This window comes from Nostoc sp., assembly GCF_036917395.1.
Classification (GTDB): Bacteria; Cyanobacteriota; Cyanobacteriia; order Cyanobacteriales; family Nostocaceae; genus Nostoc.
On record NZ_JBALDI010000045.1, the window covers coordinates 13,619 to 38,873 of the forward strand.

16 protein-coding genes are annotated in these 25,255 nt (G+C 43.6%); 7 read left to right on the forward strand and 9 right to left on the reverse strand.

Annotated elements, in window-relative coordinates:
* Positions 1–89: 89 nt before the first annotated feature.
* The 5 genes from V7K46_RS16180 to metH form a co-directional block, all read right to left on the reverse strand.
* Entirely contained in the window at positions 90–800 is a 711-nt protein-coding gene (locus V7K46_RS16180) for a type II secretion system protein (RefSeq protein WP_335114791.1), read from the reverse strand.
* Positions 801–837: 37 nt separating this feature from the next.
* Positions 838–1,866 (reverse strand): hormogonium polysaccharide secretion pseudopilin HpsC, encoded by a 1,029-nt coding sequence (gene hpsC / locus V7K46_RS16185; protein WP_335114793.1) that lies wholly within the window; start codon positions 1,864–1,866, stop codon positions 838–840.
* Between the two features lie 67 nt (positions 1,867–1,933).
* On the reverse strand, positions 1,934–2,695 hold the full coding sequence (gene hpsB / locus V7K46_RS16190) for a hormogonium polysaccharide secretion pseudopilin HpsB (protein WP_335114795.1): 762 nt from the start codon (positions 2,693–2,695) through the stop codon (positions 1,934–1,936).
* Between the two features lie 29 nt (positions 2,696–2,724).
* Positions 2,725–7,302, reverse strand: coding sequence for a hormogonium polysaccharide biosynthesis protein HpsA (gene hpsA, locus V7K46_RS16195; RefSeq protein WP_335114797.1), 4,578 nt, complete (start codon positions 7,300–7,302; stop codon positions 2,725–2,727).
* A gap of 482 nt (positions 7,303–7,784) precedes the next feature.
* Positions 7,785–11,315 (reverse strand): methionine synthase, encoded by a 3,531-nt coding sequence (metH, locus tag V7K46_RS16200; protein WP_335114799.1) that lies wholly within the window; start codon positions 11,313–11,315, stop codon positions 7,785–7,787.
* A 661-nt stretch (positions 11,316–11,976) separates the two neighbouring features.
* Here metH and V7K46_RS16205 point away from each other — a divergent pair.
* Positions 11,977–12,603 carry a DUF4126 domain-containing protein gene (locus V7K46_RS16205; protein ID WP_335114801.1) on the forward strand — a complete coding sequence of 209 codons (627 nt, stop codon included), beginning with the start codon at positions 11,977–11,979 and terminating at the stop codon, positions 12,601–12,603.
* A gap of 83 nt (positions 12,604–12,686) precedes the next feature.
* On the opposite strand, the gene V7K46_RS16210 is transcribed toward V7K46_RS16205, so the two are convergent.
* The gene (locus tag V7K46_RS16210; RefSeq protein WP_335114803.1) at positions 12,687–13,400 is read right to left on the reverse strand and encodes a GUN4 domain-containing protein; all 714 of its coding nucleotides are present in this window, start codon (positions 13,398–13,400) and stop codon (positions 12,687–12,689) included.
* Between the two features lie 129 nt (positions 13,401–13,529).
* Between V7K46_RS16210 and V7K46_RS16215 the strand changes: the two genes are divergently transcribed.
* Together V7K46_RS16215 and V7K46_RS16220 are read left to right on the forward strand one after the other, a co-directional pair.
* Positions 13,530–13,721, forward strand: coding sequence for a hypothetical protein (locus tag V7K46_RS16215; protein ID WP_335114805.1), 192 nt, complete (start codon positions 13,530–13,532; stop codon positions 13,719–13,721).
* Positions 13,722–13,890: 169 nt separating this feature from the next.
* Positions 13,891–14,685 carry a leucine-rich repeat domain-containing protein gene (locus tag V7K46_RS16220; RefSeq protein WP_335114807.1) on the forward strand — a complete coding sequence of 265 codons (795 nt, stop codon included), beginning with the start codon at positions 13,891–13,893 and terminating at the stop codon, positions 14,683–14,685.
* Here the strand turns inward: V7K46_RS16220 and V7K46_RS16225 are convergent.
* Positions 14,646–14,951 (reverse strand): hypothetical protein, encoded by a 306-nt coding sequence (locus tag V7K46_RS16225; protein ID WP_335114809.1) that lies wholly within the window; start codon positions 14,949–14,951, stop codon positions 14,646–14,648. The genes V7K46_RS16220 and V7K46_RS16225 overlap by 40 nt on opposite strands.
* 250 nt (positions 14,952–15,201) lie before the next feature.
* Between V7K46_RS16225 and V7K46_RS16230 the strand changes: the two genes are divergently transcribed.
* Entirely contained in the window at positions 15,202–16,080 is an 879-nt protein-coding gene (locus V7K46_RS16230) for an N-acetylmuramoyl-L-alanine amidase (protein WP_335114811.1), read from the forward strand.
* A 61-nt stretch (positions 16,081–16,141) separates the two neighbouring features.
* Here the strand turns inward: V7K46_RS16230 and ribBA are convergent, their stop codons facing one another.
* Complete coding sequence (ribBA, locus tag V7K46_RS16235) at positions 16,142–17,815, reverse strand: bifunctional 3,4-dihydroxy-2-butanone-4-phosphate synthase/GTP cyclohydrolase II (RefSeq protein ID WP_335114813.1); 1,674 nt, start codon at positions 17,813–17,815, stop codon at positions 16,142–16,144.
* 1,028 nt (positions 17,816–18,843) lie between these two features.
* Between ribBA and argC the strand changes: the two genes are divergently transcribed.
* A complete protein-coding gene (gene argC / locus V7K46_RS16240; RefSeq protein WP_335114814.1) occupies positions 18,844–19,902 on the forward strand; it encodes an N-acetyl-gamma-glutamyl-phosphate reductase in 1,059 nt (352 codons plus the stop codon).
* A gap of 89 nt (positions 19,903–19,991) precedes the next feature.
* Here argC and eno read toward each other — a convergent pair whose 3' ends face one another.
* Positions 19,992–21,281: a phosphopyruvate hydratase gene (gene eno / locus V7K46_RS16245; protein ID WP_335114816.1), complete on the reverse strand. Its 1,290-nt coding sequence runs from the start codon at positions 21,279–21,281 to the stop codon at positions 19,992–19,994.
* A gap of 266 nt (positions 21,282–21,547) precedes the next feature.
* Here eno and gloA point away from each other — a divergent pair, with 266 nt between their 5' ends.
* Positions 21,548–21,982 (forward strand): lactoylglutathione lyase, encoded by a 435-nt coding sequence (gloA, locus tag V7K46_RS16250; RefSeq protein WP_335114818.1) that lies wholly within the window; start codon positions 21,548–21,550, stop codon positions 21,980–21,982.
* 556 nt (positions 21,983–22,538) lie between these two features.
* Positions 22,539–25,181, forward strand: a complete 2,643-nt coding sequence (gene clpB, locus V7K46_RS16255; protein ID WP_335114820.1) for an ATP-dependent chaperone ClpB — start codon at positions 22,539–22,541, stop codon at positions 25,179–25,181.
* Positions 25,182–25,255 lie beyond the last annotated feature (74 nt).

Here is a 25,255-nt window from a genome sequence, read left to right on the forward strand (position 1 = left end):
TGCATATGATGTTTCAATTTTGCTATCAATGTGCAGTTTTCTGTTCAGTATTATTGCTTATTTTTATAAAATTATACTATGTAGATTATTTAGTCGCACTGAGTGGAGTCTCTCGCTGTAAGCATTGAGCCTAAGAGAGTTTTCACAATGACGCATCGCTTTACGCTACTAGGCAATGTAGAATTTGCAGAGCTTGGTACAGCTACCACTATTTTTAACCCAGGTGGCTCTGTCGAAGGGGCTACAGGTGTTCCAAAGCTTGCATTGGGTAAAGTCCCCATATAGTCAAAGGTAATTGGTGGTGGCGTACTAGAAGTATAGGTTACAGTAGGATCAGTAGTATTGACAGTGTTTTCGTTACTGAGATTTGCACCCAGCAAAAATTTATCAGAGCTAACGCCTACATCTGACCCTAAAGGTTTCCATGTCCATGTTGTGATTGCAGCATCGGTACGATAAATAGCAACCTCTACATTTTGGGTTGTGGTATTTTTCTGAAAGCTGACACTGTAACTAAGTTTTTTGTTTTTAGCTTGGCGCTGTGCTTCTTGCAGTGCAGCTAAAACTGCGTCGTTAACCTTGTTTACCCGTTGCCGATTTACAAAGGCAACCCAACCAGGAGCTGCGATCGCTGCTAAAATTCCGATCATCAGAATTACTACGAATAATTCCAGCAAGCTAAAGCCAGCATCTTGTTGGTTGTATCCAGAAGCATAGCGCAGCCTGTTAATTAGATATTGGTGTTTACTGGTTTCATTTCTACTGTTTAGGTTAAATAACTTCAAACTTAACTTTTCCATAATGGCTGCTATTAAGTAATCCTTTGAACTTCAGCATTTATTTAGTAAATAAGTATCCGCGTCCTTGTACTTGTATACTTGCATTTGGAAAATAAGTTTTGCTGCTATCTTTATAATTAAGGTTATAGTTTTGTAAGCGTGCGAGTGCATTGCCTCGTAAAAATACTTGTGCTGTTGTATTAATTTTATCAACACAGGCATAAAAGCTAGTCATTTTAGCTGTATTACGAGTATTGAAAGAGGCTGGTACGCTGAAAGAGGCTGGTAGGCTGGTGAGAGAGCAGACTGCCGTTGGCGCGGGATTTGAAGCGTCGTCAATTTTGGTTTGATCAATAAAGTCAACAAGTACTGTGGTATCGGCAGTGTAACTTGCTGTAGCTTTTGTCCAAGCATTCATCTTTTGTGTTATCGTGCCTGCTCCATCAAGTTTAAATAGAGCAAAACCTGGGTTAGGACAATATTTATCACCACTGTCAGTGACATACTTTCCAGTATATCCAGTACAAGCTTGTCCACCTGGATCTGCTACACCATCCTTAATTTGCCATCGGGCGATACGAGCAGCGTTAGACCAAGTAGTACTAGTGTCTTTAATTAAATAGTAGGCAACTAATGAGTAAACAAAAGTATCATCTTTTTGAGTGCCTGTAATTGTAATTGCTTTACTAACTAATTCTCGTTTCCAAAAGACAAGCACAGGAACTCTATCTGTTGCAGTTGGGCTAGGTAGTTGATTCCCAGTTGTACTTGCGTTTGGGCAAGTATTAGTATCAGCAGTACCGGTTAGACAACCAATTCCAGTAGCATCATAAATATAGATTGCCTGTTGTAAATCACGGGCAATGTAATCTAGTGCAGCTTGAATTTCTTGCTCAGAATTTGCCTTGGCTTGTTCCTTTCGGTCGGTGTCCAGAATATTGATCATGAATCCTAGCAACGGCGTGATGATCAGGAACGCCATGATCATGCCTACCAACAATTCAATTAGGGTAAAACCATCAACTTGCTTAATGCCCTTGGAGCGCTTCAGGTGTATACTGAGCAGAAATTTTAGTGCCCTTATCATACTGCGGTATTCTCTTTGCTAATAGATGCACAGCGATCGCTCGCATAATATGAACTTGCTCAGTTTTTTATTGGCAAGTTTGATTTGTTGCAGTACCCAGTCGTTGACATAAAGCCTGAAATGTAGTGGTACTGTTGCCGATGTCGGTTGTCATTTCAATTAATGGTGCTTTGCGGCTACCTAATCCACCAGTGAAAGGTGTTTGTGTGTTTTTAGTATCAACAGTGCTGGCTGTTAAGGGAAAGTCAGCATCTGCTCGATAAACCCTAATTCCCAGACGATAGCCTGCCTCTACCAACTTTTTTGAATCTGTCTCAGTAGTTGTGAAATTAATTCGAGCAGCCTGAATATAAAATAAATCGCTAGTACAATCGGGCAGATTTAGCTGACCATTTTTGTTAAAACAATACAGACCAGTTGCCGATGTGGGAGCAGCCATATTTGTAGTATTAATTAAATAGTCTTGTGGTCTACCTGTTACGGCTGGTATAGCTGGTATAGCTGCTGTAGTTCCTGTAGCTGCTACAGCAGCTACAGCAGCTACATCTGAAACGCGTCTGGGCGCGGCTGATGTAGGAGCAGCAAGTGTAATAACTGTACTTGGCGCTGTAATAGCTCCAGTTCTGATACCATCAATGAATGTTTTTGCCGCTTGGGTTGAAAGTTCCACCCGTCGAGACTGAACTCGCGTTGCTGTTGCCAGGACGATTACAGGTGCGATCGCTGTTAGCAAAATAGCAACTACAAGTAGTGCTATCAGTGACTCAATGATCGTAAAACCAGACTCACCTGATGGTTGACTTACTTGCTGTGGTTTGGGCTTAATCATAGTTACTCACCGCTTCTAGGAATTAAAGATTAACTACAGTTAGTATGATCGACATCGACGGCATAACTACTGTCTGAGGCTTTTTTGGCACATAACAACGTTTGCACCCATGCATCATCTCGACCAACTTCCCGGAAGTACTCATTGGGTTTGTCATCTGGCGTTATCGCTAATTTTTGCGAAAATGCGTCTGGTGATTGCGACAGCAAGCCGACATCATAACCCCACTTCCGTTTGGGAGCCAGGTAAAAAGGTACTTGACCACCAGAATTAGCGATCGGATATGCTGCCAGAGATGAGCCATTTAAGTATGCTACAAATGGTGCAGTAGCATAGACACTACGAGTTCTTTGGATAAAAGAACCGTTAATTATAGCTGGAATAGCTGCGTTTAAGTCACTAGTTGGGTTCCAATTTTCCAGGAAACGGACAAAGTTGTGTAAACCACCATTATCTTCTGTAGGACGAGCTGGGGTGTCTCCGCCTGCTGCGGCTAGGTTAAAGGTGGTAGGTGTTGCTTGTTGCATCCAGTTACTATCCTGTGTATTGCTAGGACCTATTCTGCTAGTTGATGTTGGTGATGCACTTTCATCAGTGCCGAAAGCCACTTGAATTTGTAAAACTGGCGATAAAATTGGTTGATCGCTTGTACCAGAGCCTAGAGTAACCTTTGGCGGTTTAGTATCGTCATTAGGAGTATCACTATTAGTATTAGGATTGGCTGTTCGGAACCATAGAGCATTATCTTTGGAATTTGGCCTATTGGTAGAATCAAAACTACTCAGAGGAAATTGAGTTATTGCGCCGTCCTTGATACCTATAATGGTTGGTTTATTACTACCATCAACTGTGAGTACTCCAGAAGATAAATCACGGAGAAAGGCAACACGTCGAGGATAGGCCAGATATTTAGAATCAGTCGGTAATATTGCTGTTGTACCTGCTTTATGGGTAGCAATAAGAAAATTTCCAGTAGCATCAGAGGCTCTTAGACCACCATCAGCGGGTACTGTTACGTACCAATCAGTACCCGGATTACAAGCTGAAACAGGTAGTTTCGGGCAGACCTCCATTAAATACTCTGGGGCATTTTTCCTTCGCTGGATGGGTGTAACAAAGTTATTTAAGTAAGAACTAGCTTGAGTACCACTAGCTATAGTATCAAGGTCTTTGGGCAAGCCGTCAGTACCATACCAAGCAGCATTGATGACATTAGTATTGTTGGTATCAAACCCATTTTTCTTAAATCCGTGAATAACGGGAGTAGCAACAGGATCACCGATAATGGAACTAGTATCCCCCAAGTTATTATTCAGGTCATAGTCTCCATCATTGCGGTAGCCCCACGTGAAGTTATTAGAAAGAAGTGTGATCGCATCTGACAACACGCTGGCAGGTCGCCATTCGTCTCCAGTGGTACAGTTTGGTAGTCTAGCATCACCAGTACGACAAGCAAAGTTTTTATTACGGTCTGATGCCGTGCGAGAGTAAAAATTGCTCAAATCACTAGTTAGAGCTGTATTAAACTCTTCTTGGGTATGTTTATTAAAGTCGCCTTTAATATATACAGGCAAGTTAGAGGCTAAAATCAAGCCTTTTTCTGCATCTCTGAAACTCTGAACACGCCAGATTGGGTTGCCATTGATTAACATGATGGCATTGGGACGGCGAGTTGGATCAAGTTTGAAGTCTACCGGGCTACTTGATTTTTGAGTATCTTCTTTGTTCTGTTTTTGTGTATCCGTGTCTGCTCCTGTAATGCCAGAAGCAGCACTCAAATCCAAAAGTGCATCATCACGAGTAGCGTAAATAATACCGCTATTGGGAATTAAGTATTCTTGTGGTGTTGCTGTGCGATAAGTTGTTGCCCGTAACTTACTAATGTCTAATACAGTAGCGCGAATTTCCAGAGGTTGGCGGGTTTGTTTGGCGAGTTCATAGTCTGTAGTCGGGTTTGCTACAGTTCCAGTTCCATCTCCATTTACACCATCGGCGTTGGTGAATGTTTGTACACCTGGGGTGATGTTACCACTTGCATCTACATCTTTATGAATTGCCTTAATCTGCCTTGCATCTAAAAAAGCAGTTTCGTAAATTGCACCGTGAGGGATAACGCTAATATCTGGACTGCCGATAGTACCGTCTAATATTTGGATGGCACAAATAGCAGTATCAATGGCAGACTGCTCTGAGAGTAACAGTGTCTTAGAAGAAGCTATTTTTGACAGAGCCTTGCTCAGTACTTTATTTACCAACCGCCCATTGGGATACTTTAAACTAGCTTGGTAATCTAGTAAAGCTGAATAGTCAGAAACAGCCTTTGTTGGAGCTGCATAGACAATACCATTGTGGGAGTTGCCACCCACATTGTATGGAAGACCTGCAAGGTTCTTAGCTGTAGTGCTATTAGTGGGGTCATAGTAACTACTTATACAAGCAATGGGTGCAGGATTTGTCGCACTGTAGCCACTAGCTTGGTAGTGATACACTGCTGTAGCCCGCATCCGTAAATATGGTTGAGTTGATACTTTGATTGTTGCGTTGTAGTCAAAACCGCCTATTATACCTCTAAGATCAGTGCTTGCTCCAACGGTAGGTGTTCCCGAAGGAACTGGCATCATATCTGACCAAATTCGGGTTGTAGCTGCGGTGAAGCTGGGACTACTAACAATCAAATTACTGGGCAAATAAATCCCTGCACCAGTCACTACCCGCAAGCCGCCTACAGGATCTTGGGGAGTAGTTGGTACTTTAGAAGCTGCTGATTCCCAGTCTCCATCTCGCTCAACAGTTCCTAAATCAGCTAGTTGCTGTACACGACTGCGGCGATTACGAGTTGCAGTTGACGGGTCGTCCCAGTTAATACCTGTGATGTTTTGAGTATCTGTGCTATCTGAACCAATAAATGTTGTCCCGTTCCACCACAATGCAGGTAGGTTATTACCAAGCAAAACGCGATCGCCAACGTATTGTTCTTTACCTAGTTTTTGCTGCTTAGTTGTTTCTGTAGCACTAGGTAACAGCTTAGAATTACTAACGTTAAGTGTTAAATTGGAATAATTAGTTTTAGTTTGACCATCAGTAGCATCAAAGGGATAAACCCAAGTGTCTGGTGGACGCAGTGAATCACCACTTCCTTGTAGCACTGTAGTTTTAAGATAAGTCCCTTCTGCATTTCCACCAAAGGGAATTTCACCATAAGGTACACGCCGTGTACGTTTTTTAAAATAAAGTCTTAGCTGGTTATCACGGATACTAGCTTGTTGCTCTGTGGAGGCAGTGGACGTAGTTAGATTTAATACTGTTAATTGCTTTGCAATGCCATCTTTGACTTCTTGTGGGTCAGTAGATGCAGCGTTATCAATCTGCCCATCCTTCAAGAGATTAATGCGCTTTTCATAAGCTAGACTATTGTAGGCAATATTCTTCGGTGCTTCCGTTACTGATTTGTTCTCTTTAACACCAAGACTTTGATTAGGATCAACTCCTTGCCCTTGGAATAAATGCACTCCAGTAGTGTTGTTGTAATCACCTTCAGCCGTGAAAGCACCTCCTGATAAATTGCCACCTACAACAATTTTGGCATTGTCATCATCATAAAAACAGGAATTTTTACTACTAACCTGATAAAGTGTAACAATTTGAGAATTACTACCTGTCAGGAAGTTACTATTAGTTAAAATCCTTCCATTTAGGTTAAATGTGGGACCGGGGGTAAGTTCTATATCATCATCATAAACCACCGCATTGTTAACTAGCGCTAGTTGTACACGGTCTTGTTGATATTCTAAACTTGAAAAGCCTTTATTCCCTTGGAAAGCTTCGTATTTACCTGCATCACTTCCAGTCGCTGGTGGCTGAGTAATGGGAACATTAGCAGTGTAAACAAAAAAGCTTTTTTTCAGCTTACTAGCAATATTAACCCAGCCCGTATTCCCCACCAAACTAGCACTTGTTCCTAGAGTATCTTCACAACCGTTGCTTACACTACCAGAGGTCATGGGCGGTGTTCTGGCCTCTAGAGGATTTCTAGCGCGGCTGTATGTGCCAGCAGTTATTGGCGGAGTTCGGAAGTAAATTCCATAAAGAGTATAAGTGTCAAATTTCCCATTGTTATTTGTATCAACAGGGAACATCCATGCAGTTGGTAGCGCTGTTTGACCTGTATAATTGATATTTAGTTGAGTTTCGTCTCCAAAAGTATATTCATTCAAATTATTTTTGAAGGTATTCTCTAAAACTATATCTGAAGGTGTAGCTCGTGGCAGTCGGCGGTCATCAAATAGCTTGTCTAATTTTGCTCTAGCACGATCAATCGCTGGGGTAGCAGCGTTAAGCACAGCCTCATTCACGCGGACATTACTAGCGTTTTTAGAGCGCTCAAAAGACCGAAATAAAATTGCAGTTGTTAACAGCACGACGACCAAAATTACCATCGCAACTGTTGGTAAAATAAAGCCAGCATTCACCGAACTGCGTCTTCTTTGAGTGCCAGAGATATTCCGCAGTAGCCAAATGATTTGCTTGTTAATTACAGATAAAAATTGCTTGCTAATTTGTCTAATTTTTTTTTGGATTGCCTTGAATAGCTGACGTTTTAGAGACATAGCTGCTTTCCTGTCAAGTGATCTATAGCGGATTTACTATTTTTTAGACATCTTAATTTGTGCCTATAAAGTATTTTTACAGGCAAAATGTGAGATTATATTTAATGTAACTACTTGATCTGATTTTGCTAACTTCCAAAGAAAGTGGCTACAAGAAAAGATAATTTACTTCAAGTTATATCATTAATGAATGGTTTATTTTATCCGGGAAACACTGATTTTATCAGAATTATTTAATTCAAGTCTGATAAAGAATAAGAGCATAACTTTACAGTAAAATTGCGGAAATATATTTTATCTAAAGGCAAGTTTATAAAGATGTTGTTAACAGAATAAGCTTATAATACCCACCTGTTAAAGGAAAGATATCAGTTGGGTGCAAAATAATCAGATATAGCGGTTCTCACTTCGGTGCAATACTGTTGTAACCTCACCCTGTCCTGACTTTAATCCCTCTCCTTATTAAGGAGAGGGGATATGGATTAAGCGCTAAAGTATTTTGCTACTGGGTGGTAAGCAATAATCGCAGTGGTAGACTGTTCTGGATAAAGTTGTTCACTTTCATCCATATACAAGTTAATCCTGTCACTCTTCAATAACTCCAGCTGCTTGTACTGATCTTGGATATTCGGGCAAGCTGGATACCCAAAGCTATACCGTGAGCCACGATAGCGTTGTGCTAATATATCACGAATATTGTCGGGTTCTTCAGCAGTAAAGCCTAACTCCCGGCGAATTCTGGCGTGTGTCCACTCAGCTACAGCCTCCGCCACCTGCACCGCCATCCCGTGGAAATACAGGTAATCTGTGTATTGATTGGCGGAAAATAGCTTTTGGGCAAACTCTGTTGCAATATCCCCCACAGTTACCGCTTGCATTGGGAACACATCAATAATTCCCGACTCCTTCGGTGCAAAGAAATCTGCTATGCACAGCCGCCTTAACGACTTCTGTCTGGGAAACTCGAAAGTTGCAACTTGTTGTGATTGGTTTTGTGAGTCATATATATGTAGAGAATTCCCCTCAGCTTGACAAGGGAAATACCCATAAATCACTTGGGGATGCAACAGATTTTCCTCAAGAATCCGCTGTTTCCAATTTTCCAAAACTGGGTAGACTTTCTCAGCTAAGAAAGCCTGATATTCTTCCTTAGATTGCTCCTTTGGTTTGCGGAATTGCCACTGTCCAGCAATCAAAGCTTGTAAATCTAAATGCCAGAATATTTCCTCAATAGGAATATCATTAGGCTGCAATAACTGCGTTCCCCAGAAAGGCGGTGTCGGGCGTTCAATATCTATCGCTACTGCTTCTGAATGCCGCGTATCCACCTCTTTTGGTTCAGCAGATGCTATTTTTTTAGCAGTCGTAGTTACTGGTTCATTGTGACCATTTGTCGAAACTTCAGCAATTTCAACTTCGTTCAAAAATCCCTGCAAATCTTCCCAGTTACCAGCAGCTTTAGCTGGCATTAATTTATCCATGAAGTGCAAGTCAGAAAAGGCATCTTTGCCATAAACAACCTTACCTTTGTAGGTTTTTTGGCAATCTTCATGCACAAATTTGGGAGTCAGCGCCGCACCACCTAAAATCACGGGGACACTAATTCCCTTTTCGTTGAATATCTCCAAGTTTTCTTTCATGAAGGCGGTGGATTTTACCAGCAAACCACTCATGGCAATACAATCAGCTTTGTGCTGTTCGTAAGCTTTGATGATGTTTTCCACCGGCTGCTTAATTCCCAGGTTAATCACCTTGTAGCCGTTGTTGGACAAGATGATATCTACTAAGTTTTTACCAATATCGTGGACATCACCTTTCACCGTGGCAATAATAAAGCTTCCCTTGCCATTGTTGCCTGATTCTGACTTTTCCATGAACGGTTCTAGATAGGCTACCGCCGCCTTCATGGTTTCCGCAGATTGCAAGACGAAGGGTAACTGCATTTGTCCAGAACCGAATAATTCCCCGACAACTTTCATGCCATCTAACAGGAAGGTGTTGATAATTTCTAAGGGGGGATATTCTTCTAGGGCTTTTGTCAGATGTTCTTCTAAACCAATGCGTTCGCCGTCGATGATATGGCGCTTGAGTCGTTCGGGGATGGGGAGACTTTCATCTAAGGAGCGATCGCGTTTTGTCGTCACCCCGGCAAACACTGTGGTAAGCTCTCCCAAGGGATCGTAAACGCAAACATTACCCTCAAATTTCCGTTCGTCATAAATCAACTGCCGACAAATTTCTTGATGGCGTTCCTCAATCTTGGAGAGCGGTAAAATCTTGTTAGCACTGACAATGGCTGCATCCATTCCCGCCGTCGTCGCCTCGTGCAAAAACACCGAGTTCAACACCATTCGTGAGGCTGGATTCAAACCAAAGGAAATATTGGAAACACCCAAAATCACATGACATCCAGGCAATCCTTGACGAATTCGCCGAATGGATTCAATTGTCGCCTTACCGTTTTCTCGGTCTTCTTCAATCCCGGTGGAAATTGGTAACGCTAGGGTATCAAAGAATATTTCTGTGGGAGGTATGCCGTATTCTACAGCTTGACGGTATGCACGTTGGGCGATCGCAAACTTTTTGTCTGCTGTCCGCGCCATCCCATCTTCATCGATAGTACCAATGACTACACCAGCACCGTATTTCTTCGCTAAATCCAATACCTTCAAAAAGCGCGGTTCCCCATCTTCGTAGTTGGTGGAGTTCAGCAAACACTTACCACCAGCAATCTTTAAACCCGCCTCCATCTTTTCCCATTCGGTGGAGTCAAGCATTAAAGGCAATGTCACATTATTGACAATGCGCGAAACTAATTCGTGCATATCTCGCACGCCGTCGCGTCCCACATAATCCACGTTGACATCAAGGATGTGTGCGCCTTCTTTTACTTGCGCCCTCGCCATTGACACGAGTCCATCCCAATCTTCCGCATTTAGCAAATCGCGGCACTTCTTGGAACCACTGGCGTTGAGACGTTCACCGACAATCAAGAAGGAATTATCTTGGTCGTAGGGCTGAGTAGTGTAAATTGATGCAGCTGCGGGTTCTAAGCTAGGATGTCTAACTTTTGGCTTCAGGTCTTTAGCGGCTTCTGCCAATTGTTGAATGTGTTCTGGACGCGTCCCACAGCAACCCCCAATCACTTGGACACCCAAATCTTCAACAAAATGCATCAGCGACATCCGTAATTCTAACGGTGTTAAGCGGTAGTGCGCTTGACCGCCGACGTTTTCAGGTAAACCCGCGTTGGGAATACAGGAAACGATGAAAGGTGAATGTTCTGCCAGATACTTGATATGTGGTTTCATCAAGTCTGGGCCTGTGGCACAGTTTAAACCGAGAATGTCAATTGGGTAATGTTCCAGAATTGTCAGCACAGCACTGATTTCGGAACCAACCAACATTGTGCCCATGCTTTCCATTGTCACAGACACCATCAACGGTCGGCGATCGCCTTTTTTGGCAAACACTTCTTCAATTCCATTCAGCGCCGCTTTAATTTGCAGCACATCTTGGCAAGTCTCCACCAGAAATAAATCGACACCACCATCCCACAGCGCTTCTGCTTGTTCGACAAAAGTAGCTTTCATGGTGTCAAAGTCAATATGTCCCAAGGTAGGGAGTTTAGTTGTGGGGCCGATGGAACCTGCCACAAACCGGGGTTTTTCGGGCGTGGAAAATTCCGCAGCCACACGCTTCGCCAATTCTGCGGCTGTCTTGCTGAGGTAGTAGGCTTGGTCTGCCAAGTCATATTCTGCCAGCACCAGGGACGTACTGCCAAAGGTATCGGTTTCAATCACATCAGCACCAGCAGCGAGAAAGTCGCGGTGAACCTTAGCGACTGCTTCGGGGTTTGTGTGGACTAAGTATTCGTTACAGCCTTCATACTGTGGGCCGCCGAAGTCTTCAGCAGTCAGGTTTTGCGTTTGGAGGTTGGTTCCCATCGCCCCGTCGAAGACGAGGACTGGGCTATCTGGACTACGCAAGCGTTCAAGGAAAGAATGAGTCATATTTTCCTAGAATAAATGAGCAAATTAAGTGAGTCTTGTGATACTCCACTTACTTTATTATTTTCCCAAATTGTGATGTTTCGGGCACTATTTAATAAATTCAGTTTTGCTGAAACTCACCATTCGCTCATTTTGACCTGATTTATCAAGATTGGCGACGACAGAATTATGCAAAAGCTGTCAAGGAATAATTGACGAGTCCATTCTATGTAGAGACGGCGATTTATCGCGTCTCTCTAACGTGTCAGTCTTTTAGACGCGATAAATCGCGTCTCTACATGAGGGGTTTCTGGCTTATCCCAAGCGTATTGGGATAAAACTGGTAACTTGTGTGTACACCGTAGCCAAAGCATCGGGGGTAGGGTGTAATGACTGTGGTTAGCATAACTAATTATGCGGAGATGATATCAGTCTAGAGGTCGCTGGCTCACAAACAAAGCCCTGAAAATGTTGAGTTGAGGAACGAAACGCAACCTACACTAGAGTTATTTTTTAGGCAAAACCTACGCAGTATTGACATAGCTGGGGTTTTACTAAATTCTACACATAGTCAGATGAAATATTTTCATCAAGTTTCTTATCTTTGGATCACAGCTTAGAGTTGTCACTTTGTTCAGCTCAAAGATGGAAAAAACACTAGGAGTATAACTTGAGTTTTGCTATGGATTTAATTTCTTTGTTCAACCTAAATACATTTATTGAATTATTACTGGGGATTAGTTTGAGCGCGGCGGCTGGCTTTCGAGTATTTGTACCCCTGCTAGCATTGAGCGTGGCTTCAGTTTTTGGACATTTAGATTTGCCGACTAACTTTGATTGGCTGGAAACACCTCAAGCTGTAATTGTCTTTGCAGTCGCTTGTTCGCTGGAAATTACCGGTTATTACATTCCTTGGTTAGATCATCTGCTGGATATTGTTGCCACACCTGCGGCATTTATCGCCGGCACAATCGTAACAGCATCTGTTGCTCCAGAGATGAATCCACTGGTGCAATGGACGTTAGCTTTAATTGCTGGTGGTGGAACCGCAGGATTAACTAAGGGATTAATGAATACATTGCGGATAAGTTCTACAGGCGTTTCAGGTGGATTAACCAATCCAATTGTGTCAACCATTGAGTTGGTTATGGCAATTGGACTGTCTGTGCTGGCGCTAGCTTTACCAGTGGTAGCAGGAATCAGCGTAATTGGTTTTCTAATAATAGCTATTCAAAGAATCTGGAGTTTCTTCAATAAACCATCTTCTCAAACTCACGAAACCGTCTCTCCATCAAGAGAATTGGGATGAGTATTGGATTTGTGGAATGCTGATTCTGTCGTATAAAAAGTGCTGTAATAATTAAAAATTCGGAAACGCTTATAGGGTAGACTTTACAAGCCGCACTCACGCGAACGCAAGAGAAGACGGTAAGTCCAACGTGTCCACCCTCTCCAAAATGTATACGCAATACGATCTGTGTAAAAGACTGGTAAGCTCCCTCTCAGATTTGGCTCATTTTTTATACGTGAAGTTAAGTCGTCGATACCAATGTACTCGCCTCTTGTCGTTTCATTGTCTTTTACCGACGCCCACCCAACTGACTTAGCGAACCGTAAATAGGTTTTATAATCACTTTCTCGCGACTCAACTATCGCGGGGTTTGCTTTTATATCGAGTGGATTTCCCTGTTTAATCCATATTTCCTTTTGCACACTAAAGCCAAAACGGTTATGTGAATTGGCGACCCAAAGTCTGTCTAGTCTTTGCAGGTTTCGACAAGAAAAACTATTAATGTCCTCAGGAGTTAAATATTGTTCTTCTTCTTTTTTAGCAATATTGAGCATCAGTTGGGATGTTTGGGTATTTGCTGCTAACCAATTTTGAGACTTCAAAGAATTCTCAAGCTGAACATATAAATCTTCAGTAAGAGGTTTCTTAACCTGTTTTCTCAATTCTGATTCTGTATTATTTTTCGACAACAGTTGTACAGCTTTAACTTCTGTTCCCATTTCTCCAAACGGGCTTTTAGTTAATGCCCCTATAAATATTGTTCCTATGACTGTTAAAAGTAGAACAACTCCAAGCCGAATTCGTTTTTTTTTCATACCTTAGTCTATCGTTAAACAATTGAGTAAAGACAATAGCCGCTTGATTATAGACCATTGTGCCACTTCACTAGGGTGTAAAACCAAGAATCTGCGATCGCAATTAGAAAGCGATCGTAGTCTTCGGGTGTGTTAGCGCGAAAGCGTAATGCACCCTTTAATACTCGTGGACGAGTCTTTGATACTCGTGAGCGAGTCTTTGATACTCGTGAGCGAGTCTTTGATACTCGTGGACGAGTCTTTGATACTCGTGAGCGAGTCTTTGATACTCGTGAGCAAGTCTTTGATACTAGTGAGCGAGTCTTTGATACTCGTAGATGAGTGAATGTTATTGCAAGGGTTACGATGTCTACGACGGGCTACGCCTACGCACCCTGCTAATTTAAACATTACAGCCATTTCTTGGCAGATAGAACACATTAATTTAGCCCCAATAACCTGCGATACACTAATCTGGTAAATATCGCTACAGAGTTGGTGAGCTTTACAGATGACAAACGAAGAACTGTTGCAAATTATTGAAAAAGCTGCGAAGAAAAAGACAATGAAGCTAAACCTCGCTAGCAATCAACTCAGCAGCCTGCCACCAAAAATAAGCCAACTCTCCAAATTGACAAGGCTATCGCTCAATAACAATCAACTCAGCAGCCTACCGCCAGAAATCACTCAACTCTCCAACTTGACAACGCTATCCCTTAATAACAATCAACTGGGCAGCTTGCCGCTAGAAATCTGTCAACTCTCTAAGTTGACAAGGCTAGACCTGTGTGACAATCAACTAGGCAGCCTGCCACCAGAAATCAGCCAACTCTCCAACTTGACAACACTAAACCTCGCTTGCAATCAACTGGGCAGCCTGCCACCAGAAATCAGTCAACTCTCCAACTTGATAAAACTAAACCTCGCTAGCAATCAACTGGGCAGCCTGCCGCCAGAAATCAGTCAACTCTCCAACTTGACAGGGCTATCCCTCCATAACAATCAACTCAGTAGCCTACCGCGAGAAATCAGCCAACTCTCCAACTTGAGATGGCTAGACCTCTCTAACAATCAAATCAGTAGCCTGCCGCCAGAAATCAGCCAACTCTCCAACTTGAGATGGCTAGACCTCTCTAACAATCAACTCAATAGCCTGCCGCCAGAAATCAGCCAACTCTCCAACTTGAGATGGCTAGACCTCGATAACAATCCATTAACCTCCCCACCACCTGAAATTGTCGAGCACGGAATAGAAGCGATTTTCAGTTATCTGCGAGAAAGGTTAGAGGGTAGCCAAGGGCAGTAGGTTTCTAAGCTGCTAGTCGTCGGTGAAGCAGGTGTATCGTTATTCAGAGCATTGCGCGGTGAAGAGTTACGCGACAAGTACCCCCAGATTATCGAACACTGTAAAATTAGCTCTAAAATCAGCTTTAGCGTTAGAGAACTTCGGTAGGCGATCGCAGAATCAGCCACCGAGTTACCTATGGCTATGCGAACACCACGCAGCAGAGTATAAACGCTAACTATTTTAGATTTGAGATTGCGATATTGAATTGTAGAGACACAATTCATCAACTATTTCCCTGAACCAGTAGCAAGGTTTTGATAGCATTTAAATAGCTCCCTAGACAGAGGAAGCATCTAAAACAATTACTTAGCATTCCAACATATACTGGTAACGTATATTTGACTAGAATTAAGGTATTATAGCGATTCTCGTTTAGATACCATAGGCGGTAGGGGTATACAGCTGTGCGCTCCTACGAAAGACACGCCAGTTTAGCTATAAGTTAATATCTACCGTTTTACGGCTATTAAAAAAATGAGGTTTAAAGACTGGGCGACTAGGGTGCTACTAATCTCGCTGATGTTCATGGCTTTAATTGTAGTGCTGCTAATTGGACGAGCGACACAATTACACAATAATCCGGCAATATACCATACATCCAATCCCCAGTTTACAGCCTGGAGTCAATATCCTCAGGCGCAATTCCAATCAGCGAAAGAGCCAGAGAAGAAATTTCAAAATGTTATCAAGTCCCCAGTCAAGATTAGCAAGCCTTTAGCAAGGTACGTAACCACTCAAGTTTTTGCACAGTACAGACCTAATTATCAAGTCGCTTCGGTTGACCCAACTAACTATGGAGAACGGTACGCCCAAGATGTTAACGGCGTAACTCTCAACAACCAACCGATTATCGTCCTCCATGAAACTGGTTATTCTGCTTCCAGCGCGATTAATTTCTTTCAAGTAGCCCATACTGATGAAAGTGTGCAAGCAAGTTATCACGCCTTAATCAAGTTAGACGGAACGGTGGTTTATCTAGTACCGCCAGAAAAGCGAGCTTTTGGTGCAGCTAACTCAGTATTTGAGAGTCCAGGGGTAGTGGAAACTGTGCAGACTAATCCGAATTTGCCAGCGTCTGTAAATAATTTTGCTTATCACGTTTCTTTGGAAACACCGCCAGATAGTTATGACAGTAGCAGCCAAGAAACCCATAGCGGCTATACGGAAGCTCAATATGATTCTCTTGCTTGGTTAATTGCTCAAAGTCAAGTTCCAGATGATCGCATCACTACCCACCATCTAGTAGACCGTTCTGGTAAAAAAGTTGACCCGATAAATTTTGATGGTAATAAATTTCTGAACTTACTTAATACTTATCGTCAGGTCAGACCAATTTATAGAGTAAGTAAATAAAAAGTGGTGCCGTACTCTCGGCGATAACACCCCCTTGTATATTGAAAGAAAATTATCGAAGTTATTTGCTAAAGCTATAAATTTGCTGCGTCTCCAGGCGGTCGCTAATCGATGAAGGCATTGTACCATCCGGGAATGTCTGTCGATCCAGTTGAACTTGTAAATTACTCAAAGGATCGCAACCAGAGGAAATCAGAAATTCTAGCTTCTGGATGTAAGGCAAAGTTGCTAGGTTGTCCAGAATTTGGAAGATAGCCTGGATATAAGGATGACCACTTTGCTGATACCAATCGCAACTAGCAACCTTTGGTTGATCAAAACCCAAGTGTATTGTTAAAGATGGCTCGTCAAATATAGCGATCGCTAACGGACGCGCCTCTTCCTGCAACAATAAATCATTAGTTCTCGCTAAATGTCGCAGTTTCTCTAAGCGTTCATAACGTTCTGTCACAGCTTCCGGGTCATCTTGCCAGTGGATTGCTACTGTTACCAAATAAGTCTGTAACAGCATATGACCCAGCTTTTTCGCCTTTGTGGCCAGGTAATAAGAATTGTAGTCATTGGCCTCAATTAATAATGGCAAGCGATCGACTACTTCCAACCCATAGCCCTTGACTCCAGCAATTTTACGGGGATTATTGGTAATCAGGCGAATCTTTTTGATGCCCAAGTCCATGAGCATTTGTGCCCCCATTCCGTAGTCTCGCAAGTCAGCTGGAAATCCTAAACGCTCATTGGCCTCTACTGTATCCAGCCCCATATCCTGCAACGAGTAGGCTTTCAACTTGTTAATCAAGCCTATTCCCCGTCCTTCTTGCCGCAGGTATACAACTACACCTTGACCAGCAGCCTGAATCATTTTCAGTGCAGCTTCTAACTGCATCCGACAGTCGCAGCGCAGAGAACCCAAAGCGTCGCCAGTTAAGCATTCTGAGTGCATCCGCACCATCACCGGCTCATCTTTGAAGTTAGCTGGATCTCCCTTGACAATTGCAACGTGTTCTGTATTATCCAGAGTATGGCGGTAGGCGTAAATTTCAAACTGACCGAACTGACTAGGCAGCTTAGTTATCACCTCACGATACACGAGGCGATCGTGCTGTAGGCGATAACTGATTAAATCCGCAATACTAATAATTTTTAAATTGTGACGTCTAGCGTATTCAACTAATTGTTGCAACCGCGCCATTGAACCATCGGAGTTTTGAATTTCACAAATTACCCCGGCTGGGTATAGCCCTGCTAGTCTAGCTAAGTCTACAGCAGCTTCTGTATGTCCGGCACGTTTGAGTACACCTCCAGCTTTAGCCCGAATCGGAAAAATATGACCAGGACGACGTAAATCAGTAGGTTTTGTGACTGGGTTGAGAGTAACCTGGATAGTGCGGGCGCGGTCTTCCGCTGAGATGCCAGTGGTTACACCCAATTCTGGGCTAGCATCAATACTAACAGTGAAGGCAGTTTGGTTAGTATCTGTAATGTTGCTTACCATCAAGGGTAAGTCTAGTTCGTCTAAGCGATCGCCTGTCATTGCTAAACAAATCAGCCCTCTAGCTTCCACCGCCATGAAATTAATCATGTCAGGTGTGGCAAATTGGGCAGCACAGATTAAGTCGCCTTCATTTTCTCTATTTTCATCATCTACCACTACAATCACGCGACCACCTTTTAGGTCTGCTAAGGCGGCATCAATTGAATCAAATTTAAAAGCTTGACTAGTATTAGGCTGTGACACAGAAAGATTTCCAGCTACCAACGTAAATTTTTTTAACAATTTCTTCTTTTAGATTCTAGCTTCTCTATAAGACTAGAGAAGTAGACTAGCATTGACACTCTCAGGTCTAAAGATCCGCTCCTTTCTCCAAGCCAAGCATGGAAGGGATAGTCAAGTATACCCCTAGATGGTCAAAAAAACTACTGTTACTAAAGGTATTGCAATTGCACTTAATTATTGTTTTTATTAAAGCTTTCAGAGTCCATTCTCTTTGCCAAAACGTGGTAATATACACAATCCGCTCAACGGAAAACCCTTCTCCTAAGGGAGATGTTACGCGAACAGGACTGGACTCACCATTATTTACTCTTTCAAGTCATAGTGCCGTTAGCTCTTATTGCTAACCGTTGTTTGATGGGAGCCGGGATTTCTCCGTACTAAGATGCTTCAAAACGTAAATAGTTCTTTCTACTCACAATTTAATTTTAACATAGACTGACTGCATTTTTTACTGCACGAGTGGTGACTGGGCTTGCCCTTAGTGTCACTTCCCTCTCAGCGCGTAAAGTAACTGAGTTTCTCTCTTACCGAGTTATTTTATGATTTGATAACGTGGCAAAAATTTTTGCCCTTAAAATCGGCGTTTAGTAATAGAGTGCAGCGACAGTCAAGGATGAACAGGACAAGGGGGACAAATAGAATATTTGATAATTTCGCCGCCTCACCCTTCGGGTTGGGAAGTGACGCTCGTTCCGACGCTCGTTCCTCGCTAACGCTGCGCTATCGCTAACGCTGCGCTATCGCTAACGCTGCGTTATCGCTACCGCTTCGCTAACGCTACCGGACTCGACGGGAACCCCCTTCTCACAGCGTCTTGTACAGAAGACTCCGACTTGCTCACCGCCTCACCCCTTCGCCATGTACTCTTCCCTGTTTGCGTCCAAAAAAAGTAGAGGGGTTTCAGCTGTTTTGTACGCTGTGAGTCTAGTCGCTGATATTGTTGATAGCTGAGAACGAATTAACCATTCATGGGATAAGGATTTCAGATCATGGGCAAATTTAGACGCGTACCCGTTGGGATTGTTGGCGCGTCGGACTATGGCGGAGTACAGTTAGTACGACTACTGATGGATCATCCAGAAGTCGAACTGGTTTATTTAGGTGGTGAGAGCAGTATCGGGAAATGCTTTGGAGATATCTACCCGCATCTGGCTCATGCAGCTAACCTGCCAATAGAAGCGGTAGAACCAGAAATAATTGCTCACCGCTGTGAAGTAGTTTTCCTGTCTTTACCAAATGGTCTGGCTTGCCAAATCGCGCCCAAACTATTAGAAAAAGGATGTAAAGTACTGGATTTGAGTGCAGACTATCGGTTCAGTGATTTGGCAACTTATACAAGTTGGTTTGGCACACAGAGAAACGATCGCTCAACTGCTGCTATGGCGGTTTATGGATTACCAGAACTGTATCGCGATCGCATTGCCGAAGCTCAACTCGTTGGTTGTCCTGGTTCCTATCCCACTGCTAGTCTCCTTGCACTTTCGCCACTCTTAAAGCAAGGTTTAATCGTACCAGAAACAGCTATTATCGATGCTAAGTCCGGCACATCTAGCAGTGGACGGCAAGCTAAAACCAACTTATTACTAGCTGAGGCGGACAACTCGATAACAGCTTTCAATGTCGGCCGTCACCGTCATACCCCAGAAATTGAGCAAATTTGCAGTGACTTAGCTGGTCACGAACTCATGATCCAATTTACACCCCACCTTATCCCAATGGTGCGCGGTATTTTGGCAACGGTATATGCCACACTGCGCGATCCTGGTCTAGTGCGAGATGACTTAATTACAATTTTCTCAGCCTTCTACCGCAACTCTCCTTGGGTGAGAATCTGCGGTAGCGGCGTTTACCCCCAAACCAAGTGGGCTAACGGTAGCAATCTTTGTTATATCGGTGTAGAAGTTGACCCGCGTACAGGTCGCGTGATTGTCATGTCAGCAATTGACAATCTAATTAAAGGACAGGCGGGGCAAGCGATTCAGTGTCTAAACCTGATGATGGGCTGGGATGAAACCTTGGGGTTGCCCAAGTTGGGGTTTTATCCGTGATAAATGGGGAGTGGGGAGTGGGGAGTGGGGAGTGGGGGAAAGACCTTACTCCCTATTCCCTATTCCCTATTCCCTACTCCCCCTCTTCTCTACTTCGGCCCTAACCCCACAGCACCAGCATAAACGGCGCGATCGCCTAGTTCATCTTCAATTCGCAGCAAGCGATTATATTTTGCTACGCGTTCGCTGCGACAGAGGGAACCTGTTTTGATTTGACCGGCACGGGTTGCTACGGCTAAATCGGCGATGGTTGTGTCTTCTGTTTCACCAGAACGATGGCTAATTACTGAACGGATACCGTTGCGAGTTGCTAAATCAATTGTTTCCAAGGTTTCGGTGAGAGAACCAATTTGATTGAGTTTTATCAAAATGGCATTAGCAGCTTTTTCCTGGATGCCTCTTTGCAAGCGTGTGGCGTTAGTCACAAACAAATCATCTCCTACCAACTGCACCCGCGAACCTAACTTCTGGGTGAGCAATTGCCAACTTTGCCAGTCTTCTTCGTGCAAGCCATCCTCAATTGATACAATTGGATATTGATCAACCAGTTGTCCTAAATAATCAATAAACTCCGTGGGGGCGTGAGGTTTACCATCGTAAACATACTGCCCATTCTTGTAAAACTCACTAGCGGCCACATCCAATGCCAAAGCTACTTCTTCCCCTGGCTTATAACCAGCTTTCTTAATGGCAGCAACTAGCAATTCCAAAGCCACCTGATTGGATTCTAGGTTAGGGGCAAAGCCGCCTTCATCACCTACACCAGTGAGCAAACCCTTTTCATCCAACACCTGACTGAGGGTGGCAAACACCTCTGCACCCCAGCGCAATGCTTCCCGGAAGGAAGTTGCCCCAATTGGGACAATCATAAACTCTTGAAAATCCACGTTATTTGATGCGTGTGCGCCACCGTTAATCACGTTCATCAACGGCACTGGGAGCAAATTCGCTAAAGGGCTACCTAAATAGCGATATAGAGGAATTGCTAAAGACTCGGCACCAGCTTTGGCTGCTGCTAGGGAAACCGCCAAAATCGCATTAGCCCCCAAATTGGATTTGTTAGCAGAACCATCTATAGCGATCATCGTGCGGTCAAGCAGTTCTTGGTTGAGGGCATCCAAGCCTAACAATTGGGGAGCAAGTGCTTCTTTGACGTTTTGTACTGCCTTGAGTACGCCTTTGCCCCCGTAACGGCTTTTATCGCCATCACGCAGTTCGTGAGCCTCAAAAGTGCCAGTAGAGGCACCACTCGGAACCTGCGCCAGTCCGACAACACCGTTGGCTAAATGCACTTCGGCTTCAATTGTCGGTCTACCCCGTGAATCGAGAATTTCGCGAGATGCGATCGCCTCAATGGCTGTATCTAGAATGTTACTCATCTGTACTTTATCCTTTATTCGAGTCTGTTACGCATACAGTCCAGTTGCCTAACCCAATCGCTAGCATAGGCGTTTAAGAGACTTTATTGGCTGAGATTAAAGAAGATTTCCATTATATGAATAGGGATCAACGCCAAAAACGGGTAAGACAATGTTTATCTTGTCCTTTACGTTTTAATTCTTTCCCTGATGGCATTTTTACCTTCAGACTTTCAGCTAGGTAAAATATTGGCAGAGAACACTAAATCAATTACAGAGAAAAGCTCATGCGATTACTACACACAATGCTGCGGGTGGGCAACCTCGAAGAGTCCTTGAAGTTCTACTGTGAAGTTTTGGGAATGAAATTACTGCGCCGTAAAGATTATCCAGGGGGAGAATTTACCTTGGCTTTTGTTGGCTATGGTGAGGAAAGCGACAATACGGTAATAGAACTAACCTACAACTGGGGGGTGGAAAAATACGAATTGGGTAATGCTTATGGTCACATTGCCCTTGGCGTTGATGATATTTACGCTATGTGTGAGGAAATCCGCAATCAAGCTGGTAAAGTCGTGCGCGAACCAGGGCCGATGAAACATGGTTCGACAGTTATTGCTTTTGTGGAAGATCCAGATGGGTATAAAATTGAATTGATTCAGTTGGGAACTCAAGGGTCAGCAGTCAAACAGGAATCACAAGAGCAACTTGTGAGTCAGTAATTCTTATAATTAAGAATATAGGTGATGGATCTAAGCTTTAGTAGTGCTGAATCCTGAGTGCGGAGGAAAACCCTGTCGAAGGCAATAAAGGGATAAGAAAATCCACACCGATGTCTTAAAAAGTTGCTCTAGATACGGGGAAACTAATTTTTTCCGCACACTGGCGTCTCGCAGTCCTGTTACTCAGACGCGCGAGACTTTTCGCTTTTTGCCTCCCATTTTTAGGCGGGCTAGGGGATCTCCTCTGCGTAAATCTTATTAGTATTATCCCCATACTGTCGTGATCAGCAACACTAATAGCGACGCCGAACAGCCCGTCGTCAACATCGCTCCAATAGCACCATTTGGGAAAGTCCGCTCAGAGCAGTGTTTTCGTTTTAAATTAGGAAATAGGTAATAGAGTAAACTATCACCAAATTACCAATCCTAAATTGCCATCGGCGATACACGCGGATATACGCTGAGAATGTTTGGATAATTAGGGACTAGGGAAGAGTTTTTCCAATCCCCAGTTTCCAATCTCTAAACTAAAAATAAAAATTCCAAAATTTTAAAGATGCAACCTACAGATCCGAATAAATTTACTGATAAAGCCTGGGAAGCGATTGTTAAATCTCAGGATATAGTCCGTGCTTATCAACAACAGCAACTAGATGTTGAACATTTAATTCTTGCCCTGTTAGAAGAACCCACTAGTCTAGCAATACGTATCCTGGCTCGATCTGAGGTCGATCCAATCCGCTTGCAACAGCAGCTAGAAGCCTTTACCCAACGTCAGCCCAAAGTTGGTAAAAGTGATCAGCTTTACCTTAGCCGTAATTTAGATGTTTTACTAGACCGAGCCGAGGAAGCTAGAACCAGGATGAAAGACTCCTACATTTCCGTGGAACACATCCTCTTGGGATTTGCTGAAGATGATCGCATTGGACGAAAGATACTCAAAGGCTTTAGTGCGGATACAGAAAAACTAGAAGCTACTATCAAAGCCGTTCGCGGCAGCCAAAAGGTGACAGATCAAACTCCAGAATCCCGCTATGAAGCCTTACAAAAATTTGGCAGAGATTTGACAGAACAGGCCAAATCTGGAAAACTTGACCCGGTGATTGGGCGGGATGACGAAATTCGGCGGGTAATTCAAGTATTGTCTCGTCGGAGCAAAAATAACCCCGTATTAATTGGTGAACCTGGGGTAGGTAAAACTGCGATCGCCGAAGCTTTGGCACAGCGGATGGTAAATGGTGACGTTCCCGAATCTTTGAAAAACCGTCAACTTATTTCTTTAGACATCGGTAGTTTAATTGCTGGGGCAAAATTGCGAGGAGAATTTGAAGAACGCTTGAAAGCTGTCCTCAAAGAAGTTACCGAATCTAATGGTCAAATTGTCCTCTTTATTGACGAACTACATACCGTAGTTGGCGCAGGTTCCAGCCAACAAGGGGCAATGGATGCCGGAAATCTGCTCAAACCGATGCTGGCGCGGGGAGAACTACGTTGCATTGGCGCTACTACCCTCGACGAGTTCCGCAAACACATTGAGAAAGACGCCGCCTTAGAACGCCGCTTTCAGCAAGTATTTGTGGATCAGCCAAGTGTGGAAAATACTATTTCCATTCTCCGGGGATTGAAAGAACGCTATGAAGTGCATCACAACGTCAAAATTTCTGATTCGGCTTTGGTAGCAGCAGCAACTCTGTCAGCACGTTACATTAGCGATCGCTTTTTGCCAGATAAAGCCATTGATTTAGTGGATGAGGCAGCAGCACAGTTGAAAATGGAGATTACCTCCAAACCAGCGGAATTGGAAACCATTGATCGCCGCCTCATGCAGTTAGAAATGGAAAAGCTGTCATTAGCTGGCGAAGAAAAGGGTACTCCCCAAACGAAAGAACGTTTGCAGCGAATTGAGCAAGAAATCACCAGTTTAACGGGAAAACAGAAAATATTTAATGAGCAATGGCAAGGTGAAAAGCAGATATTGGAGGCTATAAGCGCCTTAAAGAAAGAAGAAGATGCGCTGCGAGTGCAAATAGAACAGGCGGAACGTGCTTATGATCTGAATAAAGCTGCCCAACTGAAATATGGCAAATTGGAGGGAGTACAGCACGAGCGCGAAGCCAAAGAAGCGAGCCTTTTAGAAATTCAAAATCAAGGTTCCACGTTGCTACGAGAACAAGTCACTGAAGCCGATATTGCCGAAATCGTCGCCAAGTGGACAGGAATCCCCGTCAATCGCTTGTTGGAATCAGAACGGCAAAAATTACTGCAACTAGAAAGTCATTTACATCAACGAGTCATTGGGCAAGAAGAGGCTGTAGAAGCCGTAGCAGCAGCGATTCGTCGCGCCCGTGCGGGGATGAAAGACCCCTCGCGTCCCATTGGTTCATTTTTGTTCATGGGCCCCACAGGTGTGGGTAAAACCGAACTCGCGCGTGCTTTAGCTCAGTTTCTCTTTGATTCTGATGATGCATTGGTGCGCTTGGATATGTCTGAGTATATGGAAAAACACTCAGTTTCTCGGTTAGTAGGTGCGCCTCCAGGATACGTAGGCTATGAAGAAGGCGGTCAACTTTCCGAGGCAATTCGCCGCCGTCCCTACTCAGTGGTGCTGCTGGATGAAGTGGAAAAGGCGCATCCCGATGTGTTCAATATTTTATTGCAGGTGCTAGACGATGGGAGAATTACTGACTCTCAGGGGAGAACGGTAGATTTTCGTAACAGCGTTATTGTTATGACCAGTAACATAGGTAGCGAACATATCTTGGATGTAGCTGGTGATGATTCCAAGTATGAAAAAATGCGCGTCAGGGTAATGGAAGCTTTGCGATCGCATTTCCGCCCGGAATTTCTTAACCGCGTTGATGATATTATTCTCTTCCATACCTTAAATCGCACGGAAATGCGGCATATCATCCGTATTCAACTCAAACGGGTAGAAAATCTCCTCCGAGAGCAAAAAATCTTCTTTGAGATATCCCAATCTGCTTGTGATCACCTTGTCGAATCAGGCTATGACCCAGTTTATGGTGCCCGTCCACTCAAACGGGCAATTCAGCGAGAAGTAGAAAACCCCCTCGCCACCAAGTTATTAGAAAATACTTTTATCTCTGGAGACACGATTATGATTGACAAAAATGAAAACGGTCTGTCTTTTAGTAAAAAAGTGCCAGTGAAAATGTCAGTATCACAAATTGCTACATAGTCTGATAAGGCGATTACAAATGGCGGCTACGCAGATAAAACCCACCTCCGTGGGTTTATTTTTCTTATTCTCTA